This window comes from Citrobacter sp. MGH105, from assembly GCF_001037485.2.
Lineage (GTDB): Bacteria > Pseudomonadota > Gammaproteobacteria > Enterobacterales > Enterobacteriaceae > Citrobacter > Citrobacter portucalensis.
On sequence record NZ_CP073048.1, the window covers coordinates 2895057 to 2910273 of the forward strand.

Genomic DNA, 15217 nt, shown 5'->3' on the forward strand with positions numbered 1-15217 from the left:
GTTCAAAACCTGCACAGTATAACACCATTCCCTGTGCAGATAATGACCAAAAGCAATATGCATCACAAAATTGCGGTCGTCAGACGCGACGTGCAGCACAATCGACCCTGCTCATCGAAGATTTCTATTTGCCACACCTGGTGACGAGAACCTGTATGTAACGCGCGACATACGCCCCTGACGAGCCCTTCCCGTGCAGAACGGATATGGTTGGCGTTGATCTCCAGGCCCACCACTTTCTGCTCACCCTGAGTACACAAGTAGCCAGCTACCGAACCAATGCTTTCCGCCAGCACCACGGATGCGCCGCCGTGTAACAACCCAAAGGGTTGTTTGGTGCGATGGTCCACCGGCATCGTAGCTTCCAGCGTATCGTCGCCAATGTGCACAAAACGAATATCGAGCAACCCAACCATATTTCCTTCACCCATGGCATTGAGCGCCTCGAGTGTGACTTCACGTTTCCAGATCATCCTATAATCTCCAGCAGTGCCTGTAATGGGTGGCGAACGCCCGTACCTTCAACGCGTTTAACCTGGCTGCGACAGGAGTACCCTGTAGCCAGACAACGGTTACGTGGCAATCGTTGCATTGCCTGGTGCCATGATAACTCATAGATACCCAATGAGTTTTGGTGATTCTTCACTTCGTGACCGTAAGTGCCAGCCATACCACAGCACCCCACGCTGACGTTCTCCAACTTTGCGCCAAAGCGAGCAAAAATAGTCGCCCACTGTGCAGACGCGCCCGGCAAAGCCGTCACTTCGGTACAGTGGCCAAAGAAGTACCACGGTTCACCGCCAACAGCGACTGACTGCTGTGTTTCCACAGCTTTAGATAACCATTCGTTGGCCAGCAGCACATGGAAATCACCCCGCTGTTCTCCCAGCACCAGCTTGTATTCATCGCGATAACAAAGCACCAGCGCCGGATCAACACCCACCATCGGAATATTCAGCTTCGCTACCCGGTTAAGAAACTCGGATGTCTTTTTCGCCGTTTTGGCAAAACGGTTTAAAAAGCCTTTAATGTGCTGCGCCTTGCCGTTTGGCGAAAACGGCAGCAGTACCGGCTGCATACCCAGTTTTTCTACCAGACGTATAAAATCAGCCACCACCTGCGCATCGTAATAGCTGGTGAACGGATCCTGTACCACCAGCACCGTGCGGGCTTTTTGCTCGAGGCTGAGTAATTCGAGCTGTTCAAGCGTCATGTTGGCAGAACGATGCCCCACCAGTTGGCGTTGCAGCGACGGCGCAGACAATAGCGGTAAATCAACCATTCCAATGTGCTTTTTAGCCAGATTTCGCACCAGCGGCTGATTGATGAAGAAGTTAAACGTTTTAGGCGCCCGCGCCATTAGCGGTGCATAGCTCTCAACGGTCGCCACCATATGATCGCGCAACGGGCGCAGATAACGCGTGTGGTACAGTTGCAGGAAGCGTGAGCGGAACTCCGGCACATCAATTTTAATCGGACACTGTGTGGAACAGGCTTTACACGCCAGGCAACCTGACATCGCCTCTTTTACTTCGTGCGAGAAATCGTATTCACCCTTGCGTGCATGCCAGCTGTTGCGGGTACGGGTAATCAGCGTGCGTAAACTGGCGCGTTTTTCCGGTAGTTCTTTTTCCAGTTGCACAGGATCGATCCCGCGATCGGCCAACAGACGCAGCCATTCACGTACCAGCGTAGCTCGCCCTTTCGGAGAATGGATACGGTTAAGGCTGATTTTCATCGACGGACACATGGGGCTTTTCGCATCGAAGTTAAAGCATAACCCGTTGCCATTACACTCCATTGCCCCACGCCACTCCTGGCGTACGGCCAGCGGGATTTGACGGTCATACGTTCCGCGTTTCACCGCGTCCACTTTCATCATCGGCGCATCAACGTCTTCCGGTGGACAGATTTTGCCGGGGTTGAGCCGGTTTTGCGGATCAAACACCGATTTCACTTTGCGCAGTTCACGATACAGTTCATCACCGAAAAACGCCGGACTGTATTCCGCACGAAAACCTTTCCCGTGCTCACCCCACAACAAACCGCCATATTTTGCCGTCAGCGCGACGACATCATCAGAAATGCGTTTCATCAGCACTTCCTGCTGCGGGTCGCACATATCTAAAGCCGGCCTGACGTGCAGCACGCCAGCATCCACGTGGCCGAACATGCCGTAACTCAGACCATGGCTGTCGAGCAGCGCGCGAAACTCGGCAATATAGTCAGCCAGATGCTCCGGAGGAACGCAGGTATCCTCGGCGAACGGAATTGGCTTCGCAGAACCTTTTGCATTGCCCAGGAGACCGACAGCCTTTTTGCGCATGGCGTAAATTCGTTCGACGCCCGCCAGTTCAGTACATAGCTGCCAGCCAATAACGCCCGCTTCCTGACGAGCGATTAACCCATCCAGGCGTTCGCAGAGTGCGCTGATCTGCGAATTAATCAAGGTTTCATCGTCACCGGCAAACTCGACAATATTCAGGCCCAGCATCTCTTTATCCGCTACATCGGTAATCAGTTCGCTTACCGAGTGCCAGACGATGTCTTCACGCGCCAGATTGAGTACTTTGGAGTCGACGGTTTCTACCGACAATGCGCGCGCTTCCACCATCACCGGCGCGTTACGCAACGCCGAATCAAACGAATCGTACTTAACGTTAACCAACTGTCTGACTTTGGGCAGTGGCGTGATATCAAGGCGGGCTTCGGTGATAAACGCCAGCGTACCTTCAGAGCCGGTAAGAATGCGGGTTAAATCAAATTCGGTCATCTCATCGTTAAAGACGTGCCGCAGATCGTAACCCGTCAGGAAGCGATTAAGTTTCGGGAATTTATCCATGATCAGCTGTCGGTTATCACGACAACGCTCATAAACGGTCTTATAGATACGGCCAATCGTGGTATTGCTTTTACCCAGCATTTCGGCAAGCTCGACCGGCATGGGCTGGGTATCCAGAATATCACCGCCCATCAGCACCGCACGGATGCCCAACACATGATCGGAAGTTTTACCGTAAACCAACGATCCTTGCCCGGACGCATCGGTGTTGATCATCCCGCCGAGCGTTGCCCGGTTACTGGTGGATAATTCCGGGGCAAAGAAATAGCCATATGGCTTCAGAAACTGGTTGAGCTGGTCTTTTATCACCCCGGCTTCTACCCGCACCCAACCTTCTTGCGGGTTGATTTCAATAATCCGGCTCATATAGCGGGACATATCAACAATAATGCCCTGGTTCAGCGCCTGACCGTTGGTCCCGGTGCCGCCGCCGCGCGGGGTAAAAATCAACGACGAGAATAGCGGTTCTGCCGCCAGACGGGCGATTAGCGCCACATCTGCGGTTGAACGAGGGAAAACGACAGCATCAGGAAGCAGCTGATAAATACTGTTATCCGTCGACATTGTCAGACGATCGGCATAGCTCGTTGCCGTATCACCCGTGAATCCTTGCTGCTCCAGCGCCTGCAAAAAATTGAGCACCAGCTGAACGACACCTGGCGCCTGAGAAATTTGTGGAATCATTATAGTGACCCTTTCCTGCGGTCTGTGTTGTGAATTTAATCGTTTGCGTGTTGCTTTGTTTGTTGTATCACATTTTTTTCTAATACGCTCAGCAGATTTACAGGCAGAATCCGCCTGTTCAAAACCGCTGAAATTGCTCATCATTATAGAGTGTGATTAACGTGTTCACGTCGCGTCAACGTTCTGGCGCAAAGACAAAGGTGAAAAGTATTTATGGTAAATTTCCGTCAGCCCAGGGATATTGCACAAGTGCTGCTATCGGTGCTGTTTTTAGCCATCCTGATTGTGGCCTGTCTCTGGATTGTTCAGCCCTTTATCCTCGGTTTTGCCTGGGCAGGCACGATTGTCATTGCGACATGGCCTATCCTGCTACGCTTACAAAAATTGCTCTGGGGACGTCGTTCACTTGCCGTACTGGTGATGACACTGTTGTTAGTGCTGTTGTTCATCATCCCTATCGCGCTGCTGGTTAACAGTATCGTCGATGGCAGCGGGCCGCTGATCCATGCCGTAACCGCAGGTGATATGACACTACCGGATCTGGCATGGTTGAACAGCATTCCACTGGTGGGTGCCAAGATGTATGGCGCATGGCACAGTTTACTGGATATGGGCGGTTCGGCCATTATGGCCAAAGTTCGTCCTTATATCGGTACCACCACCACCTGGTTTGTCGGTCAGGCCGCGCATATCGGCCGCTTTATGATGCACTGTGGTCTGATGCTGCTGTTCAGCGCCCTGTTGTACTGGCGCGGTGAACAGGTCGCATTAGGTATTCGTCACTTCGCTTGCCGTCTTGCCTCAAAACGTGGCGATGCTGCCATTCTGCTGGCCGCGCAAGCCATTCGCGCCGTCGCATTGGGCGTTGTGGTCACCGCTCTGGTGCAGGCAGTGCTCGGGGGAATTGGTCTTGCGGTAACAGGCGTGCCTTACGCCACGCTGCTGGCGGTATTGATGATCCTGTCTTGTCTGGTGCAACTGGGGCCGTTGCCGGTGCTGATTCCGGCCATTATATGGCTGTACTGGACGGGTGATTCAACCTGGGGCACGGTTCTGCTGGTCTGGAGCGGCGTAGTCGGAACGCTGGATAACGTAATTCGACCAATGCTGATTCGTATGGGTGCCGATTTGCCACTGATCCTGATTCTCTCCGGGGTCATCGGCGGACTGATTGCCTTCGGCATGATTGGTCTGTTTATCGGTCCAGTAGTGCTGGCCGTTTCCTGGCGTCTGTTCTCCGCCTGGGTAAACGAAGCCCCTGCGCCAGGTACCAATCCGGATGAAATCCTCGAAGAAATTGCTGAAATCGAACGCAATAAGTAATCCAACACCAGGCGGCAGCGCCGCCTGATTGTTTAACAATACTAATCAATCCCTCCCTCTTACGGGATTAGACCCAATCTCGTCTTTCTTAAAATAATCATTTGTGTCGCAAATTCTTTACAGTTTTTAAACTATTGAGATGAATCTGATCGACGTAAAAAATCACTATGCCTACTATTAGCCCATGGCTTTAGATCAACACATTGATTTATAAGCATGGAAATCCCCTGAGTGAAACAACGAATTGCTGTGTGTAGTCTTTGCCCAACTCCCACGTTGGGCTTTTTTTTGTCCTTCGCGCGCCACTCCACCAACCTTAACGCACCAACACATTATCTTCCCCGTCAAGGAACAAATAATATTGCACAAAATACTGTGACTCTCTTCAAGCAGAAATATCCACAGCAATGTTATTACTATTCCACCGTCTTTTATGAAGTGACCAAATAATGAACGCATTAGAACTACAGGCGATCCGCCATATTTTTGCTATGACGGTGGAAGAAAGCGCCAGGTATATCGCGCGCGATAACAATGTTGCCGCCTGGCAGCAATGGGAAAAGGGTGAAAGAGAAATTCCAGAAGACATCATCCACATTTGTTCAGAAATGAAAGCAAGGAGGAAGTTAAGAATTAATGCAATTATCGACAAAATAAATAATCGTATCGGTAATAACACCATGCGTTTTTTCCCCGATCTGAACGCTTTTCAGGCGGTTTATCACCACGATGGTTTTCTCGACTGGAAAATCTATCAGTCGGCTGCTGTTGAACTCTATGCTCACGATCTCGAGCGTATGTGTTAAGAGATTGCAACGCCATACCTATTTAGCCTCTTCGCTGAGTAACACATTATGAAAAACACCTATTTCTCCACTGCGATAGGGCTGTACCTAAATTACCTGGTGCACGGCATGGGGGTCATTCTGATGAGCCTCAATATGTCTTCGCTGGAACAACAGTGGCAAACCAATGCTGCGGGCGTCTCGATTGTTATTTCCTCACTCGGTATCGGCCGCTTAAGCGTTTTATTAGTGGCAGGGATGCTTTCCGATCGCTACGGTCGCAGACCATTTATTATCCTTGGTATGACCTGCTACATGATTTTCTTTATTGGCATCATCAATACTCACAGTATTTTTCTTGCCTATGCTTTTGGTTTTTTAGCAGGAATGGCAAACAGTTTTCTCGATGCCGGAACCTATCCCAGCCTGATGGAGGCATTCCCCCGTTCCCCCAGCACAGCCAATATTTTGATAAAAGCCTTCGTCTCCAGCGGTCAGTTCCTGCTGCCGATGATCATCAGCCTGCTGGTGTGGAGCGAACTTTGGTTTGGCTGGTCCTTCCTGCTGGCGGCTGCCGTTATGATACTCAACGGCGTGTTTTTGTTTCGCTGTCGGTTTCCGCCACATCCCGGGCCTCATACCGTCATCCGGTCACAACCTGCTGAACGAGAAACCGCACAACCTGAACATCGTTGCTCCCTGCTCGACCTTGCCAGTTACACCCTATACGGCTACATCGCAATGGCAACATTTTACCTGGTAAGCCAGTGGCTGGCGCAATACGGACAGTTTGTCGCAGGAATGTCCTATACGTTATCTATCAAACTGTTAAGCATTTATACCTGCGGCTCTCTACTGTGCGTGCTGATCACCGCCCCGCTGGCGCGAAAAGCAGAACGCGCGACATCGATGCTGATGCTGTATACGTTTATCTCATTTGCCGCACTGTTGATGGTTTGTCTGCATCCGACACCCTACGTGGTCATTATCTTTGCGTTTGTCATCGGTTTTTCTTCCGCTGGGGGCGTTGTGCAAATCGGTTTAACGCTCATGGCCGCACGCTTTCCGCATGCGAAGGGCAAAGCGACCGGGATTTACTACAGCGCGGGCAGCATTGCGACCTTCACCATTCCATTGATAACAGCAAAACTCTCAGAAACCAGTATTGCTCACATCATGTGGTTTGATACTGGTATAGCCGCTGTTGGGTTCCTGTTGGCGTTGTTTATTGGTTATCGCAGCTACATCGCGTCAAAGCATCAGCTAAAAATGATACAAGCCGTAGAATAGCGTGGATGCAATATTGTTCCCCCCTTCTGCAAAATAATTGGCATATGTTTTAAAACATCAACAAAACACCGGCTGGCAGAGTTCAATTTCACAGTGTGTTATGCAATATACCTGGTAACTTAAACGCCATGCTATGTAGGCTCTGTGGCTGCTGCCCGGTATATTAATTACAAGGTCGCCGCAATTTAAACAATATCGACGAGCACAGAACAATTTTAAAATCCGCAAGGAGTTGTGAAAATGTCTCAAAGCAAGACCTTTAATACGCCATTTCTTTTGGCGATAACCTGTATTTATTTAAGTTATTTCCTACACGGCATTAGCGTCATTACACTGGCGCAAAATATGACCTCTCTTGCAGAAAAGTTTTCCACCGACAATGCAGGAATTGCCTATTTAATTTCAGGCATTGGTCTGGGGCGACTAGTGAGCATCTTATTCTTTGGCGTGCTCTCAGATAAATTTGGTCGTCGGGCTATCATTCTGTTAGGGGCTATTCTTTATATACTGTTCTTCTTCGGTATTCCCGCCAGTCCTAATCTGATGATTGCCTTTATTCTGGCCGTTTGCGTTGGCGTGGCAAACTCGGCACTGGATACCGGTGGGTACCCGGCGTTAATGGAATGCTTCCCTAAAGCCTCTGGCTCAGCCGTTATCTTGGTGAAAGCTATGGTCTCGTTTGGGCAGATGATCTACCCCATCGTCGTCAGCACCATGCTGCTCAACCATATCTGGTACGGTTATGCGGTCATTATCCCGGGAGCGTTGTTTGTAGTCATTACCCTGATGCTGCTAAAAAGTCGTTTCCCCAGCCAGATGGTGGATGCCGGCATCGCGAAAGATCTGCCACAGATGAACAGTAAACCATTGGTCTGGCTGGAAGGTGTGGCATCCGTCATGTTTGGTGTTGCTGCCTTTTCGACTTTTTACGTCATCGTGGTCTGGATGCCGAAATATGCGATGGCCTTTGCTGGCATGGCAGAATCCGACGCTCTGAAAACAATCTCTTACTACAGTATGGGTTCGTTGGTCTGCGTATTTATCTTTGCCGCACTGTTGAAAAAATGGGTACGACCTATTTGGGCAAACGTATTTAACGCCGGACTGGCAACCATCACCGCAGCCGTCATTTATTTATACCCATCTCCGCTGGTATGTAACGCCGGTTCATTTCTCATTGGATTCTCTGCCGCTGGCGGTATTTTACAGCTCGGTGTCTCGGTGATGTCAGAGTTCTTTCCCAAGAGCAAAGCCAAAGTCACCAGTATTTATATGATGATGGGTGGCGTAGCCAACTTTATTATCCCATTAATCACCGGATACCTCTCTAACATTGGTCTGCAATACATTATTTTGCTGGACCTTGCATTTGCTCTGTTGGCTTTTATCACCGCCATCATCGTCTTTATTCGTTACTACCGCGTATTTGATATCCCCAAAAATGATGTGCGGTTGGGCGAGCGTTATTTTCAATAAATTGTTTAGAAGGAGTATTAAATGGACGTAACTGCAAAATATGAACTGATTGGTTTGATGGCCTACCCTATCAGACACAGTCTGTCGCCTGAAATGCAAAATAAGGCATTAGAAAAAGCGGGATTGCCATTCACTTACATGGCATTTGAAGTTGATAACTCAACGTTTGCTAATGCCATTGCCGGTCTGAAGGCCTTAAAGATGCGGGGTACCGGGGTCTCAATGCCCAACAAGCAGCTGGCATGTGAGTATGTTGATGAATTAACGCCTGCAGCCAAGCTGGTCGGCGCAATTAACACTATCGTCAATGATGATGGTTACCTGCGTGGTTACAATACCGATGGCACGGGCCATATTCGTGCAATTAAGGAAAGTGGTTTCGATATCAAAGGTAAAACCATGGTACTGTTGGGCGCAGGCGGTGCGTCGACGGCCATTGGTGCACAGGCAGCGATTGAAGGCATCAAAGAAATTAAACTCTTTAACCGCCAGGATGAGTTTTTTGCCAAAGCGCAGGAGTTTGCCAAACGCGTCAATGAAAACACCGACTGCGTGGTCACCGTTATCGATCTCGCCGATCGCCAGGCTTTTGCTGACGCACTTGCCAGCGCAGATATTTTGACCAACGGCACTAAAGTCGGCATGAAGCCGCTGGAAAATGAATCTCTCGTGACCGACGCTTCCCTGCTGCGTCCGGAACTGCTGGTAACCGAATGCGTCTACAACCCGCATATGACCAAATTATTGCAGCAGGCACAAAGTGCTGGTTGCAAAACAATTGATGGTTACGGCATGTTGTTGTGGCAAGGGGCTGAACAGTTCAAGCTCTGGACCGGGAAAGATTTCCCACTGGAGTATGTGAAACAGGTTATGGGTTTTGCCGCCTGACAGGCAAGCATTTGTACAATAGTTAAAGGGTAATCAATGAAAACCGTAACCGTAAAAAACCTCGTTATTGGCGAGGGTGCGCCGAAGATCATTGTCTCGCTGATGGGTAAAGACATCGCAACGGTAAAAAGCGAAGCGCTGGCCTATCGCAAAGCGGATTTCGACATTCTGGAATGGCGCGTAGACCATTTCACTGATGTCTCTTCCATTGAGGCTGTGTTGGAAGCTGCGCGCACCATCCGCGATGTGATGGCTGACAAACCACTGCTTTTCACCTTCCGTAGCGCCAAAGAAGGCGGTGAACAGGCTCTGTCTGTCGAGCACTATATTGCACTTAACCGCGCGGCGGTAGACAGCGGCCTGGTGGATATGATCGATCTGGAACTGTTTACCGGTGACGAACTGGTCAAAGCGACCGTCGAGCATGCGCACGCGAAAAATGTCTTTGTGATTATGTCTAATCACGATTTTCATAAGACACCAGCCGCGGAAGAGATTGTCCAGCGCCTGCGTAAAATGCAGGAACTTGGTGCAGATATCCCGAAGATTGCCTTGATGCCGCAAAATAAAACGGATGTTCTGACGCTGCTTAGTGCCACGCTGGAAATGCAAGAACGCTATGCCGATCGCCCGATAATCACCATGTCGATGGCTAAAACAGGGGTGATTTCACGTCTGTCTGGTGAGGTTTTCGGTTCAGCGGCAACCTTTGGGGCAGTAAAAAAAGCCTCCGCACCAGGACAAATTTCGGTCACCGACCTGCGTACTGTATTGACAATATTGCATCAGGCTTAATTACAGATATATCCATATAAATATCAGTAATGCCCTACCCCAGATATTCGTCTAACCACGGATATCTGGCCGGTAATTAAGCGTTATTATATAACTCACAATATTATTGTCGAATATAGCGACAGGTAGTCGCACGCATATAATCTGGAGTTCACATGAAATTTTCAAGGCCAAATCGTATAGATGGTCGGGTACCCGTATTATCCGCTGCAGATGCAGTCAATTATATTCCTGATGAAGCAACTCTTTGTGTATTAGGTGCAGGCGGGGGTATTCTCGAAGCAACAACATTAATTAACGCACTGGCTGAAAAATATAAAAATTCTCAGTCACCACGAAATTTAGCGTTGATTAGTCCTACAGGTCTTGGTGACCGGGCCGACCGGGGAATTAGTCCACTGGCACAGGAAGGTTTAGTCAAATGGGCATTATGCGGCCACTGGGGACAATCACCGCGAATCTCCGATCTGGCTGAACAAAATAAAATTTCCGCCTATAACTATCCTCAGGGCGTATTAACCCAAACCCTGCGTGCATCGGCGGCTCACCAGCCAGGGATCCTTAGTGATATCGGCATCGGTACATTTGTTGACCCTCGCCAACAGGGCGGTAAGCTGAATGAAGTGACCACCGAAGATCTGATCAAATTGGTGGAAATTGATAACAAAGAGTACCTGTATTACAAAGCCATTGCGCCAAACATCGCCTTTATTCGCGCCACCACTTGCGACAGTGAAGGCTACGCCACCTTTGAAGATGAAGTGATGTATCTTGATGCACTGGTGATTGCCCAGGCCGTACACAATAACGGTGGCATCGTTATGATGCAGGTGCAAAAGATGGTGAAGAAAGCCACGTTGCATCCGAAATCGGTGCGTATTCCCGGCTATCTGGTCGATATTGTGGTCATCGACCCCGACCAAACGCAACTGTATGGTGGCGCTCCGGTTAACCGCTTTATCTCTGGCGATTTTGTTCTCGATGACAGCCAACAGACTGCCCTGCCGCTCAATCAGCGTAAACTGGTGGCCAGACGCGCCCTGTTTGAAATGCGCAAAGGTGCGGTCGGCAACGTTGGCGTAGGCATTGCCGATGGCATTGGTCTCGTCGCTCGCGAAGAAGGCTGTGCTGATGATTTTATTCTGACAGTCGAAACGGGTCCGATTGGCGGCATCACCTCTCAAGGTATTGCTTTCGGCGCCAACGTCAACACCCGCGCCATTCTGGATATGACCTCCCAGTTTGACTTCTATCACGGTGGTGGGCTGGATGTGTGCTATTTAAGTTTTGCCGAAGTCGATCGCCACGGCAACGTTGGCGTACACAAATTCAATGGCAAGATCATGGGTACCGGCGGTTTTATCGATATTAGCGCCACCTCCAAAAAAATTATTTTCTGCGGCACGTTAACTGCCGGAAGTCTGAAAACGGAAGTTGCCGATGGCAAGTTAAATATCGTGCAGGAAGGTCGGGTGAAAAAATTCGTCAACGAATTACCTGAAGTGACTTTCAGTGGAAAAATTGCTCTCGAACGTGGACTTGATGTGCGTTACATCACTGAGCGCGCTGTATTTACGTTAAAAGCAGATGGTCTTCATTTAATCGAAATTGCACCGGGAGTCTCTTTACAGGAAGACATCCTGGACAAGATGGATTTCACGCCAATCATTTCGCCAAATCTGAAGCTGATGGACGAAAGATTATTTATCGATGCCTCGATGGGTTTTGTGTTACCCGACGCCGCCAATTAAAAGGAGTACCATGATGGACTTTTCTTTAACTGAAGAACAAGAACTGCTACTTGCCAGTATTCGAGAACTGATTACCAGCAATTTCCCGGAAGAATATTTCCGTACCTGCGATCAAACGGCGACCTACCCGAAAGAGTTTATGCGTGCCCTGGCGGACAACGGTATTTCGATGCTGGGCGTTCCGGAAGAGTTTGGTGGCATCCCGGCGGATTACGTCACACAGATGCTGGCGCTGATGGAAGTTTCAAAATGCGGCGCACCCGCTTTTTTGATCACTAACGGTCAGTGTATTCACAGTATGCGACGTTTTGGATCCGCCGAACAGCTGCGTAAGACCGCAGAAAGCACCATGGAAACGGGCGATCCAGCGTATGCGCTGGCATTAACCGAACCGGGAGCTGGCTCCGACAACAACAGCGCGACCACCAGCTACACTCGCAAAAATGGTAAGGTCTATCTCAACGGGCAAAAAACCTTTATCACCGGCGCGAAAGAGTATCCATATATGCTGGTACTGGCCCGCGATCCGGAGCCAAAAGATCCGAAAAAAGCTTTTACGCTATGGTGGGTCGATTCGAAGAAACCCGGCATTAAGGTTAATCCGCTGCATAAAATCGGCTGGCATATGCTCAGCACCTGCGAAGTCTATCTTGATGACGTCGAAGTGGACGAAAGCGATATGGTCGGAGAGGAAGGCATGGGTTTCCTCAACGTCATGTACAACTTCGAAATGGAACGTTTGATCAACGCTGCACGCAGTAGCGGTTTTGCTGAATGCGCCTTCGAAGATGCCGCCCGTTACGCCAACCAGCGCATCGCATTCGGTAAGCCAATTGGTCACAATCAGATGATCCAGGAAAAACTGGCGCTGATGGCGATTAAAATCGATAACATGCGCAATATGGTGTTAAAAGTCGCCTGGCAGGCCGATCAGGAACAGTCTCTGCGCACCAGTGCAGCGCTGGCAAAACTGTATTGTGCACGTACTGCAATGGAAGTGATTGATGACGCCATTCAGATTATGGGTGGACTGGGTTACACCGACGAAGCACGCGTTTCCCGCTTCTGGCGTGATGTCCGCTGTGAACGCATTGGCGGTGGTACAGATGAAATCATGATTTACGTCGCGGGTCGCCAAATCCTGAAAGATTATCAGAATAAGTAAGCAGTAATGCTTGCCGGATAGCGCAAATGCGTTATCCGGCACGTGCCAGGTGAATCATATTTCTGGCATCAAACATTCTTGTTCTACAAGGTTATTTTTAAACTGCTTACGATAATCGCTGGGAGTACAACCCACATGCCGCTGAAAGAGTTTGGCAAAGTGATCGACATTTTCATACCCTACCCGCCATGAAATTTCTGCCAACGAGGACTCCGTATTCGTCAGGGCAAATTTTGCCTCTGTCATTCGCCGCTGAATCACATAATTAATCGGCGAAATACGATATTCCTTAGTAAACTCGTGACAGATATAGCTCACGCTGGCTCGAAATTTCTTAGACAACTGTTCCAGCGTAATTTTCTCTCGGAAGTTGTTATTTAAATAAACCAACACATCTTTAATTAAGATATCTTTTTTAATATATCCCTGCTCAGAACGATAAGCATTTTTAAAGTTTTCGTAATATAAAACGGTTAATGCATAAGCAAAGGCGTCATAAGCGGAAGACGTCAGGTTATTCTTGCTCTGCGGGATCATAACACTCAGTTCATTAAAGATACTTTTAATAACCTCTTTGCCCTGGCTAACGCTAATAACCGGACACGAGTGCATCTGCAAGAGTTGGTTCTCCTGCCAGTCGTTAAAACGAAAGCCGTAGAGCGCACAGGTGTAAGTGGTTGCAGGTGCGCTGCTATCGGAAGCAACCGCATGTAACCGCCCTTGTTCTATCACTACGATGTCACCCGCATGTGCGACATACAGCGAAGAGTCGATAATTAGCCTTGCGACACCCTTTTTTACATAGATAAGCTCTGTTTCATTGTCATGAACATGATGGCCCGACTCCCAGTTAGGATCATCACTGATGACGAATCGCGAAAATCTCGGGGTTTTTCCCTGTTCAAAAAGGGTCTCCATGGCATTATCAAAACAGCGTTGATACATGACAACCTCCACCGAAAGGCAGTAATTTTGCGGATAGTTAATATTGAAAAGTAAAAACGATGATGATGTTATACAACGTTATTCTATCCAGGCGAAACAAAATTATTTGCGTCGTCTGCAAGATGACACCTCCAACTTCAGCACGCTGCTCGCGCAAATTTTTTTTATTTTAAAATAACAGGAAAGTATAAATGTTATTAAGTCAGCAATAATAATTTACACACCAGAAACAAAGTGCGTGCAGAAACGGATAAAAATATGATCCATTTCTCAAAAAAACGTCTCGATTTTATTTCCATATTTATCACTTTAACACCCGACGTCGTCTTTACGTTCATAAATTCAGCATTCCTAAAGTCCTTTTTTTTGCAAGATTGTTGGGAATGAAAACAGATTGCCCCGTCGAAAACAGTCCCCCTCTGCCGCACACTATTTTCAGTCAATTTTCCCTACTGTTGATGATGTCACTCCCCGTCATCATCCACACGAGAATCACTGGAGATGCCATGAAACTAATAACCTGCTTTAAGTTGGTGCCTGAAGAACAGGACATTGTTGTTACCCCAGAACGTTCGCTTAACTTTGACCGGGCCGATGCCAAAATCAGTCAGTTTGATTTGAATGCAATAGAGGCCGCGACGCAACTTAGTGCGGAAGGTGATGAAATTGTCGCCTTAACGGTTGGCGGCTCGCTACTGCAAAACTCCAAAGTGCGTAAAGACGTACTGTCCCGCGGGCCGGACAGTTTGTTTATGGTGCAGGATCCCCAACTGGAGCATTCATTACCGCGAGACACGGCTCAGGCGCTGGCCTGCGCGGCCAAAAACATTGAATTCGACCTGATGCTGTTCGGCGAAGGGTCTGGAGACATCTACGCCCAGCAGGTTGGCTTACTGGTTGGCGAACTCTTACAACTTCCAGTGATTAACGCCGTCAGCAACATCCAACGTAACGGCGATCGCATTGTGGTTGAACGTACGCTGGAAGACGAAGTTGAAGTGATTGAACTGTCGCTCCCCGCCGTGCTGTGCGTAACCTCGGATATCAATACGCCGCGTATCCCCTCGATGAAAGCCATTCTGGGCGCAGGTAAAAAACCAGTCACACCGTGGCAAGCCAGCAATATTGGCTGGACACCTGCCTCACCGTTAGCAGAACTGGTGAGCCTCACCGTTCCGCCACAAACAGAACGTAAGCACATCATTCTGGAAAATGACTCAGCAGAAGCCATCGCCGAGCTGGCTGAGCATCTGAAAAAAGCCCTGAACTAAGC

12 protein-coding genes and 1 other RNA gene are annotated in these 15217 nt (G+C 49.0%); 10 read left to right on the forward strand and 3 right to left on the reverse strand.

Annotated elements, in window-relative coordinates; genetic code table 11:
* Window positions 1-62 precede the first annotated feature (62 nt).
* Complete coding sequence (menI, locus tag SK35_RS13855) at window positions 63-473, reverse strand: 1,4-dihydroxy-2-naphthoyl-CoA hydrolase (protein WP_008784603.1); 411 nt, start codon at window positions 471-473, stop codon at window positions 63-65.
* Window positions 470-3526 carry a D-2-hydroxyglutarate dehydrogenase YdiJ gene (gene ydiJ, locus SK35_RS13860; RefSeq protein WP_048214312.1) on the reverse strand — a complete coding sequence of 1019 codons (3057 nt, stop codon included), beginning with the start codon at window positions 3524-3526 and terminating at the stop codon, window positions 470-472. The genes menI and ydiJ overlap by 4 nt, the downstream gene beginning before the upstream one ends.
* 213 nt (window positions 3527-3739) lie before the next feature.
* Here ydiJ and ydiK point away from each other — a divergent pair, with 213 nt between their 5' ends.
* From ydiK to SK35_RS13905, 9 genes are all read left to right on the forward strand, one after another.
* Window positions 3740-4849 carry an AI-2E family transporter YdiK gene (gene ydiK / locus SK35_RS13865; RefSeq protein ID WP_003832632.1) on the forward strand — a complete coding sequence of 370 codons (1110 nt, stop codon included), beginning with the start codon at window positions 3740-3742 and terminating at the stop codon, window positions 4847-4849.
* 184 nt (window positions 4850-5033) lie between these two features.
* An RNA gene (rprA, locus tag SK35_RS13870) (antisense sRNA RprA) lies at window positions 5034-5141 on the forward strand.
* A 157-nt stretch (window positions 5142-5298) separates the two neighbouring features.
* On the forward strand, window positions 5299-5655 hold the full coding sequence (locus tag SK35_RS13875; protein ID WP_048214313.1) for a YdiL family protein: 357 nt from the start codon (window positions 5299-5301) through the stop codon (window positions 5653-5655).
* A 48-nt stretch (window positions 5656-5703) separates the two neighbouring features.
* Window positions 5704-6924 carry an MFS transporter gene (locus SK35_RS13880; protein ID WP_048214314.1) on the forward strand — a complete coding sequence of 407 codons (1221 nt, stop codon included), beginning with the start codon at window positions 5704-5706 and terminating at the stop codon, window positions 6922-6924.
* A 240-nt stretch (window positions 6925-7164) separates the two neighbouring features.
* A complete protein-coding gene (locus tag SK35_RS13885) occupies window positions 7165-8400 on the forward strand; it encodes an MFS transporter (protein ID WP_048214315.1) in 1236 nt (411 codons plus the stop codon).
* A 21-nt stretch (window positions 8401-8421) separates the two neighbouring features.
* A complete protein-coding gene (gene ydiB, locus SK35_RS13890; RefSeq protein ID WP_003836604.1) occupies window positions 8422-9288 on the forward strand; it encodes a quinate/shikimate dehydrogenase in 867 nt (288 codons plus the stop codon).
* A 36-nt stretch (window positions 9289-9324) separates the two neighbouring features.
* Complete coding sequence (gene aroD / locus SK35_RS13895) at window positions 9325-10083, forward strand: type I 3-dehydroquinate dehydratase (RefSeq protein WP_048214316.1); 759 nt, start codon at window positions 9325-9327, stop codon at window positions 10081-10083.
* Between the two features lie 155 nt (window positions 10084-10238).
* Complete coding sequence (locus SK35_RS13900) at window positions 10239-11834, forward strand: acyl CoA:acetate/3-ketoacid CoA transferase (protein ID WP_048214317.1); 1596 nt, start codon at window positions 10239-10241, stop codon at window positions 11832-11834.
* A gap of 13 nt (window positions 11835-11847) precedes the next feature.
* Window positions 11848-12999 carry an acyl-CoA dehydrogenase gene (locus tag SK35_RS13905; protein WP_048214318.1) on the forward strand — a complete coding sequence of 384 codons (1152 nt, stop codon included), beginning with the start codon at window positions 11848-11850 and terminating at the stop codon, window positions 12997-12999.
* Between the two features lie 54 nt (window positions 13000-13053).
* Here SK35_RS13905 and SK35_RS13910 read toward each other — a convergent pair whose 3' ends face one another.
* On the reverse strand, window positions 13054-13944 hold the full coding sequence (locus SK35_RS13910; RefSeq protein ID WP_032943176.1) for an AraC family transcriptional regulator: 891 nt from the start codon (window positions 13942-13944) through the stop codon (window positions 13054-13056).
* A gap of 506 nt (window positions 13945-14450) precedes the next feature.
* On the opposite strand from SK35_RS13910, the gene SK35_RS13915 reads away from it, so the two are divergent.
* Window positions 14451-15215 carry an electron transfer flavoprotein gene (locus SK35_RS13915; RefSeq protein ID WP_048214319.1) on the forward strand — a complete coding sequence of 255 codons (765 nt, stop codon included), beginning with the start codon at window positions 14451-14453 and terminating at the stop codon, window positions 15213-15215.
* The last annotated feature ends 2 nt before the right edge of the window (window positions 15216-15217 follow it).

Coding starts and splice junctions, on each gene's coding strand:
- menI (WP_008784603.1), bottom strand. CDS start 473: ATGATCTGGAAACGTGAAGTCACACTCGAGGCGCTCAATGCCATGGGT.
- ydiJ (WP_048214312.1), bottom strand. CDS start 3,526: ATGATTCCACAAATTTCTCAGGCGCCAGGTGTCGTTCAGCTGGTGCTC.
- ydiK (WP_003832632.1), top strand. CDS start 3,740: ATGGTAAATTTCCGTCAGCCCAGGGATATTGCACAAGTGCTGCTATCG.
- SK35_RS13875 (WP_048214313.1), top strand. CDS start 5,299: ATGAACGCATTAGAACTACAGGCGATCCGCCATATTTTTGCTATGACG.
- SK35_RS13880 (WP_048214314.1), top strand. CDS start 5,704: ATGAAAAACACCTATTTCTCCACTGCGATAGGGCTGTACCTAAATTAC.
- SK35_RS13885 (WP_048214315.1), top strand. CDS start 7,165: ATGTCTCAAAGCAAGACCTTTAATACGCCATTTCTTTTGGCGATAACC.
- ydiB (WP_003836604.1), top strand. CDS start 8,422: ATGGACGTAACTGCAAAATATGAACTGATTGGTTTGATGGCCTACCCT.
- aroD (WP_048214316.1), top strand. CDS start 9,325: ATGAAAACCGTAACCGTAAAAAACCTCGTTATTGGCGAGGGTGCGCCG.
- SK35_RS13900 (WP_048214317.1), top strand. CDS start 10,239: ATGAAATTTTCAAGGCCAAATCGTATAGATGGTCGGGTACCCGTATTA.
- SK35_RS13905 (WP_048214318.1), top strand. CDS start 11,848: ATGGACTTTTCTTTAACTGAAGAACAAGAACTGCTACTTGCCAGTATT.
- SK35_RS13910 (WP_032943176.1), bottom strand. CDS start 13,944: ATGTATCAACGCTGTTTTGATAATGCCATGGAGACCCTTTTTGAACAG.
- SK35_RS13915 (WP_048214319.1), top strand. CDS start 14,451: ATGAAACTAATAACCTGCTTTAAGTTGGTGCCTGAAGAACAGGACATT.